The organism is Pseudomonas marincola, assembly GCF_900116605.1.
Taxonomy (GTDB): domain Bacteria; phylum Pseudomonadota; class Gammaproteobacteria; order Pseudomonadales; family Pseudomonadaceae; genus Aquipseudomonas; species Aquipseudomonas marincola.
The window spans coordinates 1-22,680 of record NZ_FPBC01000002.1 but is presented as its reverse complement, the minus strand read 5'-3'; the positions used below and the strand labels follow the sequence as shown (position 1 = coordinate 22,680).

The 22,680-nt window shown below is 58.5% G+C and carries 19 protein-coding genes and 1 pseudogene; 15 read left to right on the top strand and 5 right to left on the bottom strand.

All coding sequences use genetic code 11. The features are described 5' to 3' along the window. Positions 1–93 precede the first annotated feature (93 nt). The 12 genes from BM395_RS04660 to ureC all read left to right on the top strand — a co-directional run bounded on the left by BM395_RS04660 (position 94) and on the right by ureC (position 13,384). Entirely contained in the window at positions 94–2,847 is a 2,754-nt protein-coding gene (locus tag BM395_RS04660; RefSeq protein WP_425287579.1) for a hybrid sensor histidine kinase/response regulator, read from the top strand. Between the two features lie 110 nt (positions 2,848–2,957). Beyond that, positions 2,958–3,554 carry a MarC family protein gene (locus tag BM395_RS04655; RefSeq protein ID WP_069898254.1) on the top strand — a complete coding sequence of 199 codons (597 nt, stop codon included), beginning with the start codon at positions 2,958–2,960 and terminating at the stop codon, positions 3,552–3,554. A gap of 221 nt (positions 3,555–3,775) precedes the next feature. Continuing rightward, positions 3,776–5,044, top strand: a complete 1,269-nt coding sequence (gene urtA / locus BM395_RS04650) for an urea ABC transporter substrate-binding protein (protein WP_069898255.1) — start codon at positions 3,776–3,778, stop codon at positions 5,042–5,044. Between the two features lie 146 nt (positions 5,045–5,190). Continuing rightward, positions 5,191–6,765, top strand: coding sequence for an urea ABC transporter permease subunit UrtB (urtB, locus tag BM395_RS04645; RefSeq protein WP_069898256.1), 1,575 nt, complete (start codon positions 5,191–5,193; stop codon positions 6,763–6,765). Beyond that, positions 6,765–7,856, top strand: a complete 1,092-nt coding sequence (gene urtC, locus BM395_RS04640; RefSeq protein WP_069898257.1) for an urea ABC transporter permease subunit UrtC — start codon at positions 6,765–6,767, stop codon at positions 7,854–7,856. Before urtB ends, urtC begins: the two co-directional genes overlap by 1 nt. Then, positions 7,853–8,704, top strand: a complete 852-nt coding sequence (gene urtD / locus BM395_RS04635; protein ID WP_069898258.1) for an urea ABC transporter ATP-binding protein UrtD — start codon at positions 7,853–7,855, stop codon at positions 8,702–8,704. The genes urtC and urtD overlap by 4 nt, the downstream gene beginning before the upstream one ends. Before the next feature lie 37 nt (positions 8,705–8,741). Next, a complete protein-coding gene (gene urtE, locus BM395_RS04630) occupies positions 8,742–9,440 on the top strand; it encodes an urea ABC transporter ATP-binding subunit UrtE (protein ID WP_069898259.1) in 699 nt (232 codons plus the stop codon). Positions 9,441–9,575: 135 nt separating this feature from the next. Continuing rightward, positions 9,576–10,427, top strand: a complete 852-nt coding sequence (locus tag BM395_RS04625; protein WP_069898260.1) for an urease accessory protein UreD — start codon at positions 9,576–9,578, stop codon at positions 10,425–10,427. Between the two features lie 48 nt (positions 10,428–10,475). Further along, positions 10,476–10,778, top strand: coding sequence for an urease subunit gamma (gene ureA, locus BM395_RS04620; protein ID WP_069898261.1), 303 nt, complete (start codon positions 10,476–10,478; stop codon positions 10,776–10,778). Between the two features lie 11 nt (positions 10,779–10,789). Continuing rightward, positions 10,790–11,287 carry a GNAT family N-acetyltransferase gene (locus BM395_RS04615; protein ID WP_075723230.1) on the top strand — a complete coding sequence of 166 codons (498 nt, stop codon included), beginning with the start codon at positions 10,790–10,792 and terminating at the stop codon, positions 11,285–11,287. 5 nt (positions 11,288–11,292) lie between these two features. Next, positions 11,293–11,598: an urease subunit beta gene (locus tag BM395_RS04610; RefSeq protein WP_069898262.1), complete on the top strand. Its 306-nt coding sequence runs from the start codon at positions 11,293–11,295 to the stop codon at positions 11,596–11,598. Positions 11,599–11,683: 85 nt separating this feature from the next. Next, positions 11,684–13,384, top strand: a complete 1,701-nt coding sequence (gene ureC, locus BM395_RS04605) for an urease subunit alpha (RefSeq protein WP_069898263.1) — start codon at positions 11,684–11,686, stop codon at positions 13,382–13,384. 133 nt (positions 13,385–13,517) lie between these two features. Here ureC and BM395_RS04600 read toward each other — a convergent pair whose 3' ends face one another. The 3 genes from BM395_RS04600 to BM395_RS04590 form a co-directional block, all read right to left on the bottom strand. Then, positions 13,518–13,784 carry a DksA/TraR family C4-type zinc finger protein gene (locus BM395_RS04600; RefSeq protein ID WP_069898264.1) on the bottom strand — a complete coding sequence of 89 codons (267 nt, stop codon included), beginning with the start codon at positions 13,782–13,784 and terminating at the stop codon, positions 13,518–13,520. Positions 13,785–13,869: 85 nt separating this feature from the next. Next, on the bottom strand, positions 13,870–14,733 hold the full coding sequence (locus BM395_RS04595; protein ID WP_069898557.1) for an isocitrate lyase/PEP mutase family protein: 864 nt from the start codon (positions 14,731–14,733) through the stop codon (positions 13,870–13,872). A gap of 124 nt (positions 14,734–14,857) precedes the next feature. After that, positions 14,858–15,583 (bottom strand): substrate-binding periplasmic protein, encoded by a 726-nt coding sequence (locus BM395_RS04590; protein ID WP_244528928.1) that lies wholly within the window; start codon positions 15,581–15,583, stop codon positions 14,858–14,860. Between the two features lie 261 nt (positions 15,584–15,844). Between BM395_RS04590 and BM395_RS04585 the strand changes: the two genes are divergently transcribed. The 3 genes from BM395_RS04585 (at position 15,845) to BM395_RS04575 (ending at position 18,420) form a co-directional block, all read left to right on the top strand. Beyond that, positions 15,845–16,567, top strand: coding sequence for a VC0807 family protein (locus BM395_RS04585; RefSeq protein ID WP_069898266.1), 723 nt, complete (start codon positions 15,845–15,847; stop codon positions 16,565–16,567). A gap of 52 nt (positions 16,568–16,619) precedes the next feature. Then, positions 16,620–17,063: a YqaA family protein gene (locus tag BM395_RS04580; RefSeq protein ID WP_069898267.1), complete on the top strand. Its 444-nt coding sequence runs from the start codon at positions 16,620–16,622 to the stop codon at positions 17,061–17,063. Between the two features lie 91 nt (positions 17,064–17,154). Further along, the gene (locus BM395_RS04575; protein ID WP_069898268.1) at positions 17,155–18,420 is read left to right on the top strand and encodes an Hsp70 family protein; all 1,266 of its coding nucleotides are present in this window, start codon (positions 17,155–17,157) and stop codon (positions 18,418–18,420) included. Between the two features lie 107 nt (positions 18,421–18,527). On the opposite strand, the gene BM395_RS04570 is transcribed toward BM395_RS04575, so the two are convergent. Both BM395_RS04570 and BM395_RS23100 read right to left on the bottom strand, forming a co-directional pair. Then, complete coding sequence (locus tag BM395_RS04570; protein WP_069898558.1) at positions 18,528–20,819, bottom strand: YgiQ family radical SAM protein; 2,292 nt, start codon at positions 20,817–20,819, stop codon at positions 18,528–18,530. Positions 20,820–22,549: 1,730 nt separating this feature from the next. Next, a pseudogene (locus BM395_RS23100) lies at positions 22,550–22,680 on the bottom strand (ISL3 family transposase); the annotation flags it as partial.

Sequence of the window (22,680 nt, the reverse complement as noted above, 5' to 3'; positions counted from 1 at the left end):
GCTGAGCTGAATAGACATTGTCCGTTTTAGTCAGTCCCGAGCCGAATTTGCTTAGCTATAATTGTACAATTGACCGTATGAAGGGATTCCATAGTGTGTCGGCCCTGGATTGCCATCGGACTACTCATCAGCCTTTTTCTGTCGGCTTTGCCGCAGGCTGCCTCGGCGGTGGGCTGGTCGATGCTCGAAGATCCCAGCGCAGCACTGACACTCGACGAAATCCGCACCCCGCAATATAGCGCGCAGTTTCACCCGGTCGACCTCAACAAGCTCTATATCAAGGGCGGTGCTGACGTTTCCTGGCTGCATTACCAACTGCCGGCCAAGTCCGACACGCGCCTGCTGAAGATTTTCTCGCCTTACTTATCGTACCTCGACTTTTATGTCTTCAGTGGCCCTGAGCTACTGTCGCATGTGCGCACGGGCAACAAACTGCCGTTGTCTACACGACCGCTGCAGAGCATCGACTTTCTGCTGCCCGTACCGCATTCGGACAGTGCAGTGGATATCTACCTGCGCCTCGAGTCCGAAGATGCCCTGCGCCCGGTCATCCGTCTCAAGAGTTCGGAGCAAGCCGCCACCGAGTTCTCGCAACCATTGCTGATAGGCCTGCTAATAGGCTGCATGCTGATGCTGGGGCTATACAACATCATCCGCTATGCCTATTCGCGCAGCGTCAGTTGCCTCTGGCTGGCCGGTTGTCAGCTCTGTCTGATCATCATGAGCACCAGCTTGCTGGGGATTACCACGCCCATTCTCGGACCGTTTCAGGGGATGCAAGCGGATATCGCCAGTGCCGCGATCATTGCGGCGATTGCCTGCATGCTCGGCTTCACCATCAGCTTCTTTCGCCCTGCCCACTCCGCGACCAAGGTAAGCAAACTGTTGCGCTGGGAGATGCTGGTTTTGCTGCTGCTCTGCGGCGCGCTGTTTTTTGTCGCCCAAATGCCTTACAACCAACTGACCTACCTGCTCACCGGCGCCGCTTCGCTGAGCATTCTGGCAGTTGGCCTGTTCTTCTGGCATCAGGGCTATACCCCGGCGCGTCCGTTCAGCATCGCGTTGATGCTGTTTTGCCTATGCCTGATTTTCGCCCTGCCGGTGCTGTATGGCGTGTGGGCGGTTCGCCCGGACTGGATGGCGTACATCTTGCTGATTGCCTGCGTGATCTGCGCGTTCATTCTCAGCATTGCCCTGAGCGCCCGTGAGCGACGGATAACCCAGGAACAATTCAGCATCAGCCGGGCACTGGCAGCAAGCTCCGCCGAACTCAAGGCCAAAGGCGACTTTTTAGCCAAGATCAGCCACGAAATCCGCACGCCCATGAACGGCGTATTGGGCATGACCGAGCTGCTGCTGGGCACACCACTTTCGACCAAACAACGCGATTACGTGCAGACCATTCACAGCTCAGGCAACGAGCTGCTGACCCTGATTAACGAAATTCTCGACATCTCCAAGCTCGAATCCGGCCAGATTGAACTTGATGACGTGCAGTTCGATATCAACGCACTGGTCGAAGACTGCCTGACGATTTTCCGCGCACGCGCCGAGCAGCAGCAGATTGAGCTGATCAGCTTCATCCAGCCGCAAGTGCCACGCATTGTCAGCGGTGACCCGACACGTTTACGCCAGACCGTATCGAGCCTGCTCGACAACGCTTTCAAGCAGACCGAGGAAGGTGAAATCCTGCTCGTGGTAGCGCTGGATAACAACTTGCTCAAACCGCGCTTGCGCATTGCTGTACAGGACAGTGGCCGCCCGCTTGAGGAAGAAGAGCGTGAAGCACTGCTGCACGCCGAATTGCACAGCCGCGACTTCCTCACAGCCAGCCGCCTCGGCGGTCGCCTCGGGCTGATTATTGCGCGCCAGTTGGTACGCCTGATGGACGGCGAATTTGGTATTCAGAGCAGCAGCGGGCAAGGCTCGACCCTGTGGCTGACCCTGCCCCTCGACCCGGACCGCATCGAGCAGCCCGCCACGGACCTCGACAACACGCTGCAGGGCGTGCGCCTGCTGGTGGTGGATGACAATAACACCTGCCGCAAAGTGCTCCTGCAGCAATGCAGTGCCTGGGGCATGTATGTCAGTGCGGTGCCGTCGGCCAAAGAAGCGCTGGCGCTGTTGCGCACCAAATCGCACCTGCGCGAATATTTCGACGTGGTCCTGCTCGATCAGGAAATGCCAGGCATGACCGGCCTGCAACTGGCCACGCGGATCAAGGAAGACCCGAGCCTGAGCAACGATATTCTGTTGATCATGCTCACGGGTATCAGCAACGCGCCGAGCAAGGTGATTGCGCGCAATGCCGGTATCAAGCGAATTCTCGCCAAGCCGGTTGCCGGTTACACCCTCAAAGCCACGCTGGCGGATGAACTCGCCCAACGCCAGAGCGGTGTCGCCCGCGCGGTACCGGCAGCGACAGCGCCGGGCCCGCAAGAGGTGCCAAGTGATTTTCGCGTGCTGGTCGCCGAAGACAACAGCATCTCCACCAAAGTCATCCGCGGCATGTTGGGCAAGCTCAACGTCCAGCCCGACACCGCCAGCAATGGTTTGGAAGCACTTGAGGCCATGCAAGCACAGCACTACGATCTGGTGCTGATGGATTGCGAAATGCCGGTGCTCGACGGTTTCAGTGCAACCCGACAACTGCGCGAATGGGAGCGTGCCGGTAATCATCCACACACACCGGTGGTGGCCCTGACCGCACATATTCTCACCGAGCACAAAGAGCGGGCACTTCACTCGGGTATGGATGGTCACATGGCCAAACCGGTCGAGTTATCGCAGCTGCGCGAGCTGGTCGGCTACTGGGTCAACCATCGCCAGCCCACTGAGAATCACTAACCCGCAAGCCGGCTAACGCTCAACCCGCAATCATCTGTGACTGCCAGTGAGCATTGGCGCTGGCGATGCTAGCCTTGCTATCAAACCTATTGACGTAAACGAGTCGCGACATGGCATCTGAGTTGTTCAGTGTGTATTTGAAACTGTTGGTGCTCTACGGCCCATTCTTTGTGCTGTCCTGTTTTATCGGCATGAGCCGGGGGTACACGCTTAAAGAGCGCAAGCGGCTGGCCTGGAAAGTTGCCACCGGCGCATTCATCGCCAGCGTATTGCTGTACCTGTTCGGCAAATACATTTTCAGCGTGTTCGGCATCACCATCGACGCCTTCCGCATCGGTGCCGGCAGCGTCTTGTTCATCTCTGCGCTGGGCATGGCTCAGGGCAAAACAGCCATGCAGCCAGACAACGTGCAGCAGGATGTGGCCATTGTGCCACTGACGATTCCGCTCACCGTCGGCCCGGGCACCATTGGTGCAATGCTGCTGATGGGTGCAGGCCAGCCGCTGTGGAGTGACAAACTGGTCACCGTATTTGCCATCGCCCTCGCCTGCCTCACCGTTGGCTTGGTGCTGTATTTATCCAATCAGTTCGAGCGTTTGCTGGGTGAGCAAGGGCTGCAAATTGTCAGCCGTCTGATGGGCCTGTTCGTCTGCGCTCTGGCAGCGCAAATCATCTTTACGGGCATCAAAAACTACCTGGTGCCCTGATACAGGGCATCGCACCCGCAAAGTGCAGATAGAGCAAACTCACTGCACCAGCACAGCGCACAGGGCGTTTTGCTAACGCCCAAAATCTGACCACATTCTCAAGAAAAACAGGCACTTGCGCTAATTGGCACGGATGCTGCCAATGGTTATTGGACCCCGGCTTTTAAAGCCCCGGTATTTCAACCCGGTCTAATCCAACCGTTGCGCATGGAGCCATAATAATGAAACGCCGTCCTCTCCTGAAATCGACCCTAGCCGCCAGCGCCCTGCTGCTGACCGGTTTGTTCCCATTCAGCGCGCATGCCGCCGACACCATCAAGGTCGGTATTCTCCACTCGCTGTCCGGCACCATGGCTATCTCTGAAACCTCATTGAAAGACATGGCGCTGATGACCATCGACGAGATCAACGCCAAAGGCGGTGTTCTCGGCAAGCAATTGGAACCGGTTGTAGTTGACCCGGCTTCGAACTGGCCACTGTTCGCCGAAAAAGGCCGTCAGTTGCTCAGCCAGGACAAAGTGGCCGTAACCTTCGGCTGCTGGACGTCGGTATCGCGTAAATCGGTACTGCCGGTTTACGAAGAACTCAATGGCCTGTTGTTCTACCCGGTTCAGTATGAAGGCGAAGAGCTGTCGCCCAACGTGTTCTACACCGGCGCGGCGCCTAACCAGCAAGCCATCCCGGCGGTTGAATACCTGATGAGCGAAGACGGCGGCGCAGCCAAGCGCTTCTTCCTGCTCGGCACCGACTACGTCTATCCGCGCACCACCAACAAGATTCTGCGGGCATTCCTGCACAGCAAAGGCGTCGCCGACAAAGACATCGAAGAGGTTTACACCCCGTTTGGTCACAGCGATTACCAAACCATCGTAGCCAACATCAAGAAGTTCTCGGCAGGCGGCAAAACCGCAGTGATCTCGACCGTGAACGGCGATTCCAACGTACCGTTTTACAAAGAGCTGGCGAATCAGGGCATCGAAGCCACCGACGTTCCGGTTGTAGCCTTCTCGGTGGGCGAAGAGGAATTGCGCGGCATCGATACCAAGCCACTGGTTGGCCAGTTGGCCGCCTGGAACTACTTCGAGTCGGTTGAAAACCCGGTCAACACCGAGTTCGTCAACAAGTGGAAAGCCTACGCCAAGGCCAAGAATCTGCCTGGCGCTGACAAAGCAGTGACCAACGACCCGATGGAAGCCACCTACGTCGGTATCAACATGTGGGCGCAAGCTGTGACCAAAGCCGGCACCACCGATGTCGACAAAGTACGTGAAGCCATGGCCGGCCAGACCTTCAGCGCGCCGTCCGGTTTCACCCTGACCATGGACAAGACCAACCATCACCTGCACAAGCCGGTCATGATCGGTGAAATTCAGGAAGACGGTCAGTTTGATGTGGTCTGGGAAACCGACAGCCCGATCCGCGCCCAGCCTTGGAGCCCTTACATCGAGGGTAACGACAAGAAGCCGGATTACGCAGTGAAGTCCAACTAAACGCATGGACTGCCAGCCGGGCAGCCACACGGCTGTCTCGCTGGCATCGCTATTGGTTGCTGAGCGTCGGACCACATCCGGCTGCAAGCTCACCGGAAAGCTCCGACAAGAGAGTTGCCGGAGTTTTCAAAGGGAATCTCACCATCATGATCACTGCCCTCTACCGGCTTTCATTCGCCCTGCTGCTGTGTCTCGTCTGGAGCACCAGCCATGCAGGTGACGCGGCAGATTTCAGCGCCGCCAATTCTTCAAAGCAAGCGAAATTGCTCCAGGCTTGGGCTGCCGAGCCCGATCCAGCTCGCTTGCCATTGCTCGATGCCCTGCAAGAAGGTCGCGTCGCAGCCGACAGCAACAAAACCCCGTTTTACAAGACCGACAGCGGTTACCAGAGCGCTGAAGGTGAAACGCTTCCCGTAGGCAAACTGCGCAAGTTGCGCCTGAACAATCGCCTGCGCGGCCTGATTGCCACCACCGTTGCCAGCCACCAGTTGCTTTCGAGCGATCCGGCGGTGCGTCTGCAAGGTGCCACGCTGCTGCAGAAAAGCGCCAAGCCTGCGCAGTTACCGCTGCTCAATGAACGCCTGAGCAATGAAAGCGACGATGATGTTCACGAAGCGCTGGCCCTCGCGCTGGCCAGCCTGCAACTGGTCGACACTGATCCGGCGGTGCGGCTGGCCGCAGTGCGCCTGCTCGGTGAAACCGGCCAGCCGCTGGCCCGTGTGCGTCTCGAACGACTGCTCGAAGAAGGCGTAGAAACTGACGCTGCCGTGCGCACCGCTGCTGAAACCAGCCTGGCGCAGGTTAAGCGCCGGCTGCTGATAGGCGAGTTACTCGGCCAGGCATTCAGCGGCATGAGCCTCGGCTCGATTCTGCTGCTTGCTGCGCTGGGCCTGGCAATTACCTTTGGCCTGCTTGGCGTGATCAACATGGCGCACGGCGAAATGCTGATGCTCGGCGCCTATTCGACGTACATGGTTCAGGTCATGTTCCAGCGCTATGCGCCCGAGGCGATAGCCCTGTATCCACTGATCGCCCTGCCCGTCGCGTTCTGCGTAACTGCCGCTATTGGCATGGCGCTGGAACGCACAGTGATTCGCCACCTCTATGGCCGCCCGCTGGAAACACTGCTGGCCACCTGGGGCATCAGCCTGATGCTGATTCAACTGGTGCGGGTGATCTTCGGCGCGCAAAACGTCGAAGTCGCCAACCCGTACTGGCTCTCCGGCGGCATCCAGTTGCTGCCTAATCTGGTGCTGCCATACAACCGCATCGTCATCATCGCCTTCGCCCTGTTCGTGGTCGTGCTGACCTGGCTGCTGCTGAACAAAACGCGTCTGGGCCTCAACGTTCGCGCCGTCACCCAGAACCGCAACATGGCTGCCTGCTGCGGCGTCCCGACCGGGCGTATCGACATGCTCGCCTTTGGCCTCGGTTCAGGCATCGCAGGCTTGGGCGGCGTGGCCCTGAGCCAGATCGGCAACGTCGGCCCGGACCTTGGCCAGAGCTACATCATCGACTCGTTCCTGGTGGTCGTACTCGGTGGCGTCGGCCAGTTGGCCGGTAGCGTAATGGCGGCCTTCGGGCTGGGCATCGCCAACAAAATTCTCGAACCGCAGATTGGAGCGGTGCTCGGCAAGATCCTGATTCTGGCGCTGATCATTCTGTTCATTCAGAAACGCCCGCAAGGCTTGTTTGCACTCAAAGGACGGGTGATCGACTAATGACTATGCCTCTCAATCAAACCGTGCTGGCGCGCACCAGCGCCAGACTCGGCCCGCGCGTTTCAATAGCGCTTGGCGGCCTGATTCTGCTGATACTGATCGCCATGCCATTGCTGCACATGCTGCCGGCAGACAACAGCCTGCACCTGAGCGCTTACACCCTGACGCTGGTCGGCAAGATTCTCTGCTACGCCGTGGTCGCGTTGGCGCTGGATCTGGTCTGGGGTTACGCCGGCCTGCTATCGCTCGGCCATGGCCTGTTCTTTGCACTCGGCGGCTATGCCATGGGCATGTACCTGATGCGCGAAACAGCTGGCGATGGCCTGCCCGCGTTCATGAGCTTTCTGGCCTGGAATGAGCTGCCCTGGTATTGGTACGGCACCAGCAACTTCCTTTGGGCCATGTGCCTGGTGGTATTGGCGCCCGGTTTGCTCGCGCTGGTGTTTGGCTTCTTTGCCTTCCGCTCGCGGATCAAGGGCGTGTATTTCTCGATCATGACTCAGGCGCTGACGTTTGCCGGCATGTTGCTGTTCTTTCGCAACGAAACCGGCTTTGGCGGCAACAATGGCTTCACCGATTTCAAGCGCATTCTCGGTTTCGATATCACCGCTCCCGCCACGCGTGCGGCACTGTTTCTGGCGACTGTAGCGCTACTGGTCGGCAGCTTGCTGCTGGGCTGGAAACTGGCGCGCAGCAAGTTCGGCCGGGTACTCACAGCGCTGCGTGACGCGGAAAACCGCCTGATGTTCTGCGGCTACGATCCGCGCGGCTACAAGCTGTTCATCTGGGTCTTGTCCGCTGTGCTCTGCGGTTTGGCCGGTGCGCTGTATGTGCCGCAGGTCGGCATCATCAACCCCAGCGAAATGTCGCCCACCAACTCGATCGAGGCTGCTGTTTGGGTCGCACTCGGCGGTCGCGGCACGCTTATCGGGCCGATTCTCGGCGCTGGAATGGTCAACGGCATGAAGAGCTGGTTCACCGTCGCGTTCCCCGAGTACTGGCTGTTTGCGCTGGGCGCACTGTTTATTCTGGTCACCCTGTATCTGCCCAAAGGCGTGGTGGGCCTGCTCAAGCGAGGTGAAAAATCATGAGAGCCGTTCCAATCCCGGAAGCCATGCTGGAACCGGCCTTTGACCCGGCAGGCGCTGCTCGCGATGCAATCGGTGCTGGCCTGCGTGCCGAAAAAGGCCTGAATGTTCGCCACGGCACCATTCTCACGCTCGAAGGCATCAACGTCAGCTTCGATGGTTTCAAAGCCCTGACCGATCTCAACCTGTACATCGGTGTCGGCGAATTGCGTTGCATCATCGGCCCCAACGGTGCCGGCAAAACCACCATGATGGACGTGATTACCGGCAAGACCCGACCCGACAGCGGCATGGCCTACTTCGGTGAAACCCTCGACCTGACGCACATGAGCGAAGTGCAAATCGCCCAGTCAGGCATCGGCCGCAAGTTTCAGAAGCCCACCGTATTCGAGGCCCTGAGCGTGTTCGAGAACCTCGAGCTGGCGCAAAAGACCAACAAGTCGGTGTGGGCCAGCTTGCGCGCCAAGATGACCGGCGAGCAGCGCGATCGCATCGACGAAGTACTGACCACCATTCGCCTGGAAACCGCACGGCAACGCCCCGCCGGTTTGCTCTCGCACGGCCAGAAGCAGTTTCTCGAGATCGGCATGTTGCTCATGCAAGACCCGCAACTGTTGCTGCTCGACGAGCCGGTAGCGGGCATGACCGACGCCGAAACCGAGTTCACCGCGCAGTTGTTCAAGTCTCTCGCACGCAAGCATTCGCTGATGGTGGTCGAGCACGACATGGGCTTTGTCGGCTCGATTGCCGACCACGTTACCGTGCTCCATCAGGGCAGCGTACTGGCCGAAGGCTCACTCAATGAAGTGCAGGCCGACGAACGCGTGATCGAAGTTTATCTCGGTCGCTGACAGCCCCGCTCTCAGCGCACCAACAAGGAATACCAATATGCTGCACGTTGAACAACTGCATCAATATTACGGCGGAAGCCATATCCTGCGCGGCCTGTCTTTCGAGGCCAGGGTCGGCGAAGTCACCTGCCTGCTGGGGCGCAATGGCGTGGGGAAAACCACGCTATTGAAGTGCCTGATGGGCCTGATCCCCGCCAAAGAAGGCGCAGTGAAATGGGAAGACCAGACCATTACCGGCTTCAAGCCGCACCAGCGCGTGCACGCCGGCATCGCCTACGTACCGCAGGGGCGGGAAATATTTGGCAGGCTCACGGTTGAAGAAAACCTGTTGATGGGGCTGTCGCGCTTTCCGGCCAGCCAGGCCAAAGAAGTGCCCGCGTTTATCTACGAGTTATTCCCGGTGCTGCAAGAGATGAAACACCGCCGTGGCGGTGATTTGTCCGGCGGCCAGCAGCAACAGTTGGCGATTGGTCGTGCACTGGCCAGCCAACCACGGCTGTTGATTCTGGATGAGCCTACCGAAGGCATTCAGCCCTCGGTGATCAAGGAAATCGGCGTGGTGATCAAGAAACTCGCGGCACGAGGCGACATGGCGATCTTGTTGGTCGAGCAGTTCTATGACTTCGCCGCCGAACTCGCCGATCAGTATCTGGTGATGTCGCGTGGCGAGATCATCCAGCAAGGCCGCGGTGAGCAAATGGAAGCCGATGGCGTCAGGGGGCTGGTTGCAATCTGATCCAGCCGGTAATGTGCACAATGCCATCAAGCGTTGCACAACCGCATTCGGCGCTGCGCCGCGTTACCTGTGTAGCGCGGCGTTAATGCCGCAACTTGCCACCTACGCTCTGCCACAGACAAAACGAACCAACGCATGAACGCACCGATTACCCCTGCCCTGTTCACACCCAGCTGGCACGCCGAGCTGGAGTTGGGTTACGCCCGAAATGGCGACACCACACGCCCGGTCATGCGCCGTCATAAAGGACCGCTGCGCGTGCAAAAGCATCTGTACGCGGAAGGCCCCGAGGTGTGTCAGCACATCATTGTCCACCCGCCAGGCGGTATTGCCGGTGGCGACCGGCTGGACATCAGCGCCAATGTTGCCACCGGCGCCTGGGCGCAACTGACCAGCCCCGGTGCGGCCAAGTGGTATCGCGCTGCCGGCCCGGCCTTTCAGCAGCTGAATTTACACGTTGAAGCGGGCGCGACGCTGGAATGGCTGCCGCAGGAAACCATCGTCTACTCGGCAGCGCAGGCCGAACTGAGCACCTCGATTGAGCTTGAAGGTGATGCGCGGCTGTTTTACTGGGACATCATCGCCCTCGGCCGCCCTGCCAGTGGCGAGCGTTTTGATCAGGGCCATTTCCAGTCGGCGCTGGATATTCGCCGTGATGGCGAACTAATCTGGCACGAGCGCCAACGCATTTGCGGTAATGATGGCCTGCTCGACTCACCTATTGGTTTAGACGGTAAGCCGGTGTTTGCGACGCTGCTAGTCAGCGCCGATATTGACCCGCAATTACTCGAACAGTGCCGCGAGCAGTTGGGCGTTACCAGCGGGCAGGTGCGTGGCGATCTCAGCCAGTTGCCGGGCCTGCTGGTGGCCCGTTGTCTGGCGAGTGAAGCCTTGCACGCACGCGCCTGGCTGATTGAATTGTGGCGCTTGCTGCGCCCTGCCGCGCTGGGCCGCGAAGCCGTGCCGCCGCGTATCTGGAACACCTGAATTGTTTATCCCACAGCATTTTGAAGTATCCGAGCTGGAGAAGCCGAGATGGATTTAAGTCCACGCGAAAAAGACAAATTACTGATATTCACTGCCGGGCTGGTAGCCGAACGCCGTTTGGCTCGCGGGGTGAAGCTCAATTACCCGGAAGCGATGGCGTATATTTCTGCCGCGCTGCTGGAAGGTGCCCGCGACGGTCAGACCGTGGCTGATCTGATGCATTACGGCACCACTCTGCTGAGCCGTGATCAAGTGATGCCAGGCATCCCCGAAATGATCCCGGAAATTCAGGTCGAAGCCACGTTCCCGGATGGCACTAAGCTTGTCACCGTGCATCAACCCATCGTTTGAAAGGTGCCTTGATGATATTGATCAACGATGCCAGCGAGGCAGACGCCCCGCATATTCTGGCGATTTACAACGATGCAGTGCGCAACACCACGGCGATCTGGAACGAGACAGAAGTCGACCTCGACAATCGTCTGGCCTGGCTCAATGATCGCCAGCGCGCAGGTTTTCCGGTTCTGGTTGCCCATGACGCCAATGGCCGTCTGGTCGGCTATGCCACCTACGGAACATGGCGCAGCATTGAAGGCTTCCGCCATACCGTCGAGCACTCGGTGTATGTCTGTGGCGACCAGCGCGGTCTTGGTATCGGCGCCCAGTTGATGGAAGCGCTTATTGAGCGCGCGCGCGCAGACAAACTGCATGTGATGGTGGCGGCGGTCGAGAGTGAAAACCGCGCCTCGATCCGCCTGCACAAGCGCCTCGGCTTTGAAGTGACCGGGGTCATGCCGCAAGTCGGGCGCAAGTTCGACCGCTGGCTGGACCTGACCTTTTTGCAATTGATTCTGGAGTGAGCGCAATGATCCCCGGTGAATACCAAATCAAGGACGGCGAGATCGAACTCAACGCCGGCCGCCGCACCCTCAGCATGACGGTTGCAAACAGTGGTGACCGGCCGATTCAAGTCGGCTCCCATTTTCACTTTTTCGAAACCAACGATGCGCTGACCTTCGACCGCCCGGCAAGCCGTGGCATGCGCCTGAATATTCCGGCCGGCACCGCCGTGCGTTTCGAGCCGGGCCAGTCGCGTGAAGTCGAGCTGGTTGATCTGGCCGGCCATCGCCGCGTGTTCGGCTTTGCCGGACGGATCATGGGCGACCTGTAACGGGTGGCTGCAAACGCTTTGTGAAATCGATATTTCGACCTCGGGCACGTAACGCCGAGGCAGCCTGAAACAGGATTAGCACACCATGAAAATCAGCAGACAAGCCTACGCTGACATGTTCGGCCCAACCGTTGGCGACAAGGTTCGCCTGGCCGATACCGAGCTTTGGGTCGAGGTCGAGAAGGACTTCACCACCTACGGCGAAGAGGTCAAGTTCGGCGGCGGCAAAGTCATCCGTGACGGCATGGGCCAGGGCCAGTTGTGCGCCAAAGATGTGGTCGATACGCTGATCACCAACGCGCTGATCATCGATCACTGGGGCATCGTCAAAGCCGACGTGGGCCTCAAGGACGGGCGCATTGCGGCAATCGGTAAAGGCGGCAACGCCGACATCCAGCCCGATGTCACCATCGCAGTTGGCGCAGGCACCGAAGTTATCGCCGGTGAAGGCATGATCCTCACAGCTGGCGGGATCGACTCGCATATCCACTTCATTTGCCCGCAGCAGATCGAAGAAGCGCTGATGAGCGGCGTGACCACCATGATCGGTGGCGGTACTGGCCCTGCAACCGGCACCAACGCCACGACTTGCACTTCCGGCCCGTGGCACATGGCGCGCATGCTGCAAGCGGCCGACTCTTTCGCGATGAATATTGGCTTTACCGGCAAGGGCAACGCCAGTTTGCCGGAGCCGCTGATAGAACAGGTCAAAGCCGGCGCTATCGGCCTCAAGTTGCACGAAGACTGGGGCACGACACCAGCCGCCATCGACAACTGCCTGAGCGTGGCCGACGAGTACGACGTACAGGTGGCGATTCACACCGACACACTCAACGAGTCGGGTTTTGTTGAAACCACGCTGGGCGCATTCAAGGGCCGCACCATTCACACCTATCACACCGAAGGTGCCGGTGGCGGCCATGCGCCGGACATCATCAAGGCATGCGGCTTTACGAACGTGCTGCCAAGCTCGACCAACCCGACCCGGCCGTTCACCAAGAACACCATTGATGAGCACCTCGACATGCTCATGGTTTGTCACCACCTCGATCCGAGCATTGCCGAAGACGTGGCTTTCGCCGAGAGCCGTATTCGCCGCGAGACCATCGCCGCCGAGGACATTTTGCATGACCTCGGCGCCTTCTCGATGATCAGTTCCGACAGTCAGGCCATGGGCCGGGTCGGCGAGGTGATTACCCGTACATGGCAAACCGCCGACAAGATGAAGCAACAGCGCGGTGCATTGCCGGGCGATGGTGAAGGCAACGATAACTTTCGCATCAAACGCTATATCGCCAAGTACACCATCAACCCGGCGATTACCCATGGCATCAGCCATGAAGTGGGCTCAATCGAAGTCGGTAAGTGGGCCGATCTGGTGCTCTGGCGTCCGGCGTTCTTCGGCGTCAAACCGACCCTGATTCTCAAGGGCGGAGCCATTGCGGCCAGCCTGATGGGAGATGCCAACGCGTCGATCCCGACACCGCAGCCGGTGCACTATCGTCCGATGTTCGCCAGCTACGGCGGCTCGCGCCACGCCACCAGCCTGACCTTTATCAGTCAGGCGGCCAAGGATGCCGGTGTGCCCGAGCAATTGGGTTTGAAGAAGCAGATTGGCGTGGTCAAAGGTTGCCGCGATGTGAAGAAGACCGACCTTATCCACAACGATTACCTGCCCAACATCGAAGTCGATGCGCAGAATTATCAGGTCAAGGCGGACGGTCAACTGCTCTGGTGTGAACCGGCAGAAGTGCTGCCAATGGCGCAGCGCTACTTCCTGTTCTGACCGCTCAGCTCGGTATCAGTTGTAAACGCAAACAGGGCCCGACATGGGCCCTGTTTGCGTTGAGCAGGCTGGTCAGCCGGCTGATATTCTGCGTTTGGATTCATCCATGCAGCGAATCGGCGCCAGTCATGCGTCAGCGTAACTGGCTGTCCTTACTCGCGCGCCGGTTATAACCGGCACCTGCGGCATTGGCTTTATCGTCTTCGGCCTGACAGGTTATGCACAAGCGCACCCCGCGAACAGCTTCGCGCCGCGCTTGCGGGATGGGCGCATCACACTGCTCGCAATGCGTCAGGCTCTGCCCTGTATGCAACTGGCTGCGGGCACGCTGAATCGCATCGTCGATGCTGCTGTCGATTTGCTCTTGTACCGCACCATCACTTGCCCAACCACCGGCCATGATCGACTCCTGAGTTGTTTACCAACACAGGATAGATATGCGCGCTCAGCGCAAAAAATTCAAGATCTGCCGGGCGTGGGGCGCTCTACTCTTTAACGTCCATGAACTCTTCGGCCCATGCCACATACTCTTCGGGCATGGTGTACTTGTGCGCCAGTTGCGAGGCACTGAGGTCACTGCCCAGCGCTTCACGCTGCTCACGCAGGCAATCGTAAGTCGCCTTGATCGCCGCAAAGTAGGCTGCGTGGCCGTTAACCACAATACGCACACCCAGGCTGGCCAGACGCGCGTTATCGCGCAGCTTGGGGTTGCCGTAAGTGACCAGCATCAGCGGCACGGAAAGCGCCGCCGAGACCTGCTCCAGATGCTCGAAGTCTTCAATGCCGACGATGCAAATGCCGTCGGCGCCAGCGGCCTGATAAGCCTGAGTACGGCGGATGACTTCATCTATATCCAGTACGCCTGCATGCGTTCGGGCGATGATGGCGAGGTCCGGATCAACCCGCGCTTCAAGCGCAGCGCGGATCTTGCCGACGCCTTCTTCGACGCTGATCAGGTCGGTTGATTTGCGCCCGAACTGAGCTGGCAGCAGGGTGTCTTCAATGGTCAGCGCCGCGACGCCTGCGCGCTCAAGCTCAACCACTGTGCGCATTACGTTCAGGGCGTTGCCGTAGCCGTGGTCGGCGTCAGCAATCACCGGCAGGCGGCTGACCCGGCCAATGCGTGTGGCTTGCTCGACAAACTCGCTGAGGGTAATCAGGGCAAAATCCGGAGCGGCCAAAACCTGCAACGAGGCGACCGAGCCACCCAGAATACCCACCTCAAAACCCAGATCGGCAGCAATGCGCGCCGACATCGGATCAAACACCGACGCCGTGTGGTAACACTCGCTGGACGCAAGCAGCTGCTGGAAAGCACTGCGCAACTGGTGATGCGAGGCGCGTTGAATGATGGGCATATGACGGCTCCAAAAAGTTAATCAGGCCAGCCGCAAAAGTCGGGCTGGCCAAGCGAATATTGGGTGTAAGACGCACGCTGCAAAGATCGGGTGACAGCCCGCCGGGGGCCGTCTGTCACTCGGCGCTGGTGTTAACGTCTACGTGGGGCAGCCACTTGTGAACAATCTTTTCGTAGCTGCCATCTGCGCGCATGTCGTCAAGCGCGCTTTGCCAAAGGGCAACCTTGGCCGGGCTGGTCGCCGGTGAAAAGGCGATATAGTAAGCCGACTTCATGAAGCTCATATGAGCACGAACGTCAGCCGGTACCAGCCCGCCAGTGGCAAGCTCCTGCTCCAGCGTCAGGTCCTGAGTGGCAATCAGGTTGACCCTTCCGCGCTTGAGCATTCTGACCATGATCTTCGCGCTGTCGACACCATAGAGGTTGGATAACCCCATATGTTGCAAACTTTCGTAGCTGTACCATTTTTTCGGTAGAGCCAAGGGGCCGCTGGCCGCTGCATCTTGCAGGCTGTTGACCTCAATGGGGTTACTTTTAAGCGAGTAGAAACGGCTGCTGCCCACCAGAATCGGCCCAACCCACTGGAAGCTGGCTTCGCGCTCGGGTGTGCGCACGGTGGAAAACAGCGCCGTGTCCGGCTCACGCTGAGCCAGATAATAGCCACGTGTCCAGGGCACTATTTCGACAGTTGAAGGTTCGCCGGTACGGGCGATAAGCGCGTTGACCAGCTCCGCCGACATGCCGCGCATTTCGCCGCCTTGCATAAAAGCCAACGGCGCGGCCTCTTCAGTGTAGAAACGCATAGCCGCCGAGGCTTGAACCCCGAGCAAACTCAACAACACGGCACAACTCAGTTTCTTTGCAAAACGCCCCACTCAGCCTTACCCCTGTCGCCAATTCTTGGTACTAACAATGTGCCACCATGATGCGCGGATATACGATCATAACTCACTGAAACGCACCCGCCATCTACGCCTTTTGGTTACCGATAATTAAGCTGGCAGTAATTTTTGACAAAATCTTCAAGCTACAACCGACAATCGGACTAGCCGTCAAGCCTCAAGCAGGCGATGATCGCACCTCAACTCTGCTATTTGATAGACATGACTGACATAACGCATACGCCGACAGAAACGCACAAGCCTCGCCCGCTGATCGATATGCTGGTGAGCATTGTTATTCCCTCGCTCATTCTGATGAAACTCAGCGGCGAAACGCGTCTTGGCGCTGATGGCGCACTGATCCTCGCACTGGCATTCCCGCTGGGCTGGGGCGCTTTCGAGCTGATCAAATACCGCAAGTTCAACTTTATCGCGCTGCTGGGTCTGGTAAGCGTATTGCTTACCGGCGGCATCGGCCTGCTGAAACTCGACAACCAGTGGCTGGCCATCAAGGAAGCTGCCGTTCCGGGGCTTATCGGCATCGCCGTGATTATCTCGACCCGCACCCGCTACCCATTGATCCGCACCATGCTGTTCAACAAGGCGGTGCTCAATGTCGACAAGATCCAGGAACGGCTCGAACAAGGCGGCAACACCGAGCAATTCGAGCAACGCCTGCTTAAAGCCACTTACTGGCTGAGCGGCACGTTCTTTTTCTCCTCGGTAATGAACTACGTGTTGGCCAAGTGGATTGTTACCAGTCCTGGTGGCTCCGAGGCCTTTAACGAAGAGCTGGGCCGCCTGACCTTGCTCAGCTACCCGATGATCGCCATCCCGTCGATGATCATGATGATGGCCATTTTCTACTACCTGTGGAAAACCATTCATGGCCTCACCGGGCTCAAGCTCGAAGAGATCATGCACAACACCGGTCAAGACGACTGACCTGCCGGCTGGCTGACGCCCTTATGCCTGGGCGTCAGCAGACGTTATCGCCTTGCTGACAATCTCGGTCTACCTCGGCCTGTTCCTCTCGGCCTTCGGCGCCGCCACGCTACTGCCTCTGCAATCAGAGGCAGTGCTGGTCGCGCTGCTGCTCAGTGGCGAGTACAGCCCTTGGTGGCTGGTTTTCATCGCCAGTTGCGGCAATGTGTTGGGCTCGCTGGTGAACTGGCTGCTGGGACGCGCCGTCGAGCGTTTCAGTGATCGCCGCTGGTTTCCGGTCTCCGCACAGCAATTACAGCGCGCGCAAACGCAATATCAGCGCTACGGCCACTGGAGCCTGCTGCTCAGTTGGATGCCGGTAATCGGTGACCCGCTGACCCTTATCGCCGGCGTTATGCGCGAGCCGTTGTGGCGCTTCATACTTATCGTCACGCTGGCCAAAACGTCCCGTTATGCGATTCTCGCCGCCATAACCCTTGGCGTGACCCAGCCCTGAATAAAATCCCCGACAAACTTACCAGTGGGGGCAGCAATGCGCGGCCAGCTCGCTTAGAATGCGCGGCCGTTTTTTTGGAACAGCGCGCCGCATGTCATTTACTACTCCCGCCCGCGCCGTCGGCATAGATTTTGGTACCTCAAACTCCACCGTCGGCTGGCAACGCCCCGACACGCAGGCCTTGATCGAGCTCGAAGACGGCAAGATCACCCTGCCCTCGGTAATTTTCTTCAACTTCGAAGAACGCCGCCCGGTATACGGCCGTCTGGCCTTGCACGAATACCTCGAAGGTTACGAGGGACGCCTGATGCGCTCCCTGAAAAGCCTGCTGGGCTCGAAACTACTGAAAAGCGAAACCACCGTTCTCGGCAGTGCGCTGCCCTTCAAGGACTTGCTGGGCTTCTTTATCGGCGAGCTGAAAAGCCGCGCCGAAGCCGTGGCAGAGCGCAGCTTTGAAGAGGTTGTACTGGGCCGCCCGGTGTTTTTTGTCGATGACGATCCGGTCGCCGATATGGAAGCACAAAACACTCTGGTCAGCGTTGCCCACAAGCTCGGCTTCAAGGATGTGTCGTTCCAGTTCGAGCCGATTGCCGCGGCCTTCGACTACGAAAGCACCATCACCGGCGAAGAGCTGGTACTGATCGTCGATATTGGCGGCGGTACTTCGGACTTCTCACTGGTGCGTCTATCACCCGAGCGACGCGCAGTTGCAGAGCGCCAGGACGATATTCTGGCCACTGGCGGCGTGCACATCGGCGGTACTGACTTCGACAAGCAACTCAGCCTGCAAGGGGTGATGCCACTGTTCGGATATGGCAGCCGGATGAAAAGCTCGGCGCTGATGCCCACCAGCTCGCACCTCAATCTCGCAACTTGGCACACCATTAACGCGGTGTACGCGCAGAAATCGCAGCTGGCGTTGCAGAACATGCGCTACGACATCGTCGACCCGACTGGCATCGACCGCCTGTTCAAGCTGATTGACCAGCGCGCTGGCCACTGGCTGGCAATGCAGGTGGAAGACAGCAAAATCGAGCTGACTGAAACTGATAAGCGCGAAATCGACCTCAAGCGCATCGAGCCGGGCCTGGTCGCTGAACTGACTCGCGAGTTGTTCGACAGCTCGATTGATTCGCTGCTGGAGAAGATTCGCGCCAGCGTTACCGAATTGATGACCCGCGCCAATGTCAGCGTCGATCAGGTCAATACGGTGTTCTTCACCGGCGGTTCAAGCAGCATCCCGGCGCTGCGCCAAAGCGTTGCCGCCATGCTGCCGAATGCCCGTCATGTCGAAGGCAACAACTTCGGCAGTATTGGCAATGGTCTGGCGATTGAGGCGCAAAAGCGCTACGGCTGAGTAAACAGGCTGGATGAGATGCAGGCTTGGCGCGGCATCTCATCCGCGCCCAAGGCAGGAGCTCTGGGCGCGGGCTGCACAGGCAGCGCCGTCACCCGCTGCATCATTTAGCGCGGCACGGCGGCCGGTTTGGAAGGCTTCTTGCCTTTGCCCTTCTTGGCATTGGCACGCTCACGCGCCGCTTCCTGATTCTTGGCGAATGCGGCTGCTTTGGCCTGCTCACGCTTGTCCCACGGATTACCGCCATCACTGGCGCGCGGCGGCAAGCCGGTGTGCTGGGTGAGCATGGCCTTGCCGACCTTCTTGCTACCGGCTGGCGTCGAGTTCTTGCGACGTGCGCTCTGGTAGCTGTCGGTGGCAGGCTGGTGCGCCGGAATCAGCTGGTGCTTACCGTTACCAATCAGGTCGCTGCGGCCCATGCGCTCAAGTGCTTCACGCAACATCGGCCAGCCACGCGGGTCGTGATAACGCAGGAATGCCTTGTGCAGACGGCGCTGGGTTTCGCTCTTGACGATGTTCACCCCGTCACTCTTGTACGTCACCTTGCGCAGCGGGTTCTTGCCTGAGTAGTACATCGCGGTGGCGGTGGCCATTGGCGACGGATAGAACGCCTGCACCTGATCCGCACGGAAGTCGTTACTCTTCAGCCACAGCGCCAGATTCATCATGTCTTCATCGGTGGTGCCCGGGTGAGCGGCGATGAAGTAAGGAATCAGGTACTGCTCTTTACCGGCCTCTTTCGAGTACTTCTCGAACATGCGCTTGAACTTGTCATAGCTGCCAATGCCCGGCTTCATCATCTTGTTGAGCGGGCCCTCCTCGGTATGTTCCGGGGCAATCTTCAGGTAGCCGCCAACATGATGGGTCACCAACTCTTTAACGTACTCCGGCGACTCGACCGCGAGGTCGTAGCGCAAGCCCGAGGCGATCAGAATCTTCTTCACGCCCGGCAAATCACGCGCCGAGCGATAAAGCTGAATCAAGGACGAGTGGTCGGTATTCAGGTTCTCGCAAATCCCCGGGAATACACAGGACGGCTTGCGGCACGCGGCTTCAATTTCCGGGCTCTTGCAGGCGATGCGATACATGTTCGCGGTCGGGCCACCCAAGTCGGAAATAACGCCGGTAAAGCCGGGAACCTTGTCGCGAATTTCTTCGATCTCGTTGAGAATCGACTCATGCGAACGGTTCTGGATAATCCGCCCTTCGTGCTCGGTAATCGAGCAGAACGTACAGCCACCGAAGCAGCCGCGCATGATATTCACCGAGAAACGGATCATGTCGTAGGCCGGGATTTTCTCCTTGCCATACGCCGGGTGCGGGATGCGCGCATAAGGCATGCCGAACACGTAGTCCATCTCTTCGGTGGTCATCGGGATTGGTGGCGGGTTGAACCACACATCGACCTCGCCGTGCTTTTGCACGAGCGCACGGGCGTTGCCTGGGTTGGTCTCAAGGTGCAATACGCGGTTGGCGTGCGCATAGAGCACGGCATCGGAACGGACTTTCTCGAACGATGGCAGGCGGATAACCGTCTTGTCACGCTCCAGACGCGGGTGCGGCAGCAGTTGCACGACCTTGGCTTCGTTCGGGTCTTCAACCGGGCCTTTTTCTTGCTCGATCGCGCAGGCCTGAGTGTCTTGAGTGTTCACGTACGGGTTGATGATCTTGTCGACCTTACCGGGACGATCAATACGTGTGGAGTCGATCTCCATCCACTCTTTCGGCGTGTCACGACGAATGAACGCGGTGCCGCGAATATCGGTGATGTCTTCGATTTTATGACCGAAGGCCAAACGCTGGGCCACTTCAACGATGGCGCGCTCGGCGTTGCCGTACAACAGGATGTCGGCACAGGCATCGATCAGAATCGAATGACGCACCTTGTCCTGCCAGTAATCGTAATGCGCAATACGGCGCAGCGAGGCTTCGATACCGCCCAGCACGATCGGCACATGCTTGTAGGCTTCTTTACAGCGCTGGCTATACACCAGGCTGGCCCGATCCGGACGCTTCCCGGCCAAACCGCCTGGCGTATAGGCGTCATCCGAGCGGATTTTCTTGTCGGCGGTGTAGCGGTTGATCATCGAGTCCATGTTGCCAGCAGCCACCCCGAAGAACAGGTTGGGCTCGCCGAGCTTCATGAAGTCGTCTTTCGATTTCCAGTCAGGCTGCGCAATGATGCCGACACGAAAACCCTGCGCTTCCAGCAGACGGCCGATAATGGCCATGCCGAACGACGGATGGTCAACATACGCATCACCGGTCACGATGATGATGTCACACGAATCCCAGCCAAGCTGATCCATCTCTTCCCGGCTCATCGGCAAGAAAGGCGCTGGACCGAAGCACTCGGCCCAGTATTTTGGATAATCGAATAACGGCTTGGCTGCGTGCATGACAATGACCGGGTGAAGGATTTTAACGGGCGCGGAGAATAGCACAAATTTTAACCAATTCCGACCTCCCCGCTGGGTTTATCTGCCGCATGGGCAGGTTGCCGGGTCTTGGTTAAATTTTTTACGGCTATCGGCCTCGCGTTCATTCAACCAACGCTAGCACCGCCCTCAGTTCAGAGTAGTCGCCCCAACAACAAACGCCGGCCTTACCCCATTATCGCCATGTCGGAAGCCGCAATGCGGATTCCAACCTCCATAAAGCCACACCGATCGCGGAGGATGGATTAGCCGCCACGCGGCGTAATCCGTCATAGCATTACGTCGGGTGGAACACATAACCGGATACCCCAAAAACCCGCCAACGATCAAAGCAGACCGCGCACAGCAGGCCATCCGCCATGTTGGAAGCCGCGATGCGGATTCCAACCTCCATAAAGCTGCACAGATCACGGAGGATGGATTAGCCGCAATGCGGCGTAATCCGTCATGGCATTGCGTCGATGGAATGCATAACCGGATACCCCAAAAAACCCGCCCACGATCAAAAGCAGACCGCGCACAGCAGGCCATCCGCCATGTCGGAAGCCGCGTTGCGGATTCCAACCTCCATAAAGCCACACAGATCACGGAGGATGGATTAGCCGCAACGCGGCGTAATCCGTCATGACATTGCATCGGTGGAATGCATAAACCAGCACCCCAAAACCCACCAACGATCAAAAGCAAACCGCGCACAGCAAGCCACCCGCCATGTCGGAAGCCGCGATGCGGATTCCAACCTCCACAAAGCCACACAGATCACGGAGGACGGATTAGCTGCAACGCGGCGTAATCCGTCACAGCATTACGTCGGGTGGAACGCATAACCGGATACCCAAAAACCCGGCAACGATCAAAGCAGACCGCGCACAGCAGGCCATCCGCCATGTTGGAATCCGCGATGCGGATTCCAACCTCCATAAAGCTGCACAGATCACGGAGGATGGATTAGCCGCCACGCGGCGTAATCCGTCACGGCATTGCATCGGTGGAATGCATAACCGGATACCCCAAAAACCCGGCAACGATCACCAGCAGACCGCGCATAGCAGGCCACCCGCCATGTCGGAAGCCGCGATGCGGATTCCAACCTCCAGGCCGCACGGTTCGCGGAGGATGGATTAGCCGCAATGCGGCGTAATCCGTCATGACATTGCGTCGATGGAATGCATAAACCAACACCCGAATTCCCGCAAAAAATCCTCAACCGTTCACATCAAGCCCAGACACCGCAAACGCCCCTTTCCAGCCGGCCAAATGCAATCGTTGCGTAGTGGGTTGAGCCGCATGGATGCGGCGAGAGTTGCGTTGGGCCAAGGACGGCCCATCGCGGCGTGCCCACGGAACAACGATGGAATGCGGGAAGCCGAGCAAAGCGAGGCCCAATGGAGGGGCATAGACCTTTGGGTTACTTTTGTGTCGACTGACAAAAGTGACTCGCCGTAAGGGCGAAAAGGTGGCGCAAGAACAATACAAATTGGGTATCCGGAACCAGGTGTGGAAACCTTGTTTTAGCCCCCACCGCCTGACTCTAGGATTTTGTTGAGCGGTTAGGAAAAGCAGCCCTTTTCCAGTAGGTCGCACAGGGTTGGAATATGTGGGCCGTACTCGATGGCCTTGACGTTCTCGTCTGCCATGCTGAAGCGATACATGACTTTTTCTGGCAGGAAGGACTTTGGCTTTCTGCCGCGCACTTTCGTTGTCGGCTTACGGGCTTGCTTCTCATAGATAAGTCGGGCCCGCATTACTTCAAAGCTGTATCCTCGTCCCATCCTATTCATGTCCTTCGCTAGCCGGTTGGTAGATTCGGTATAGGCGTTGG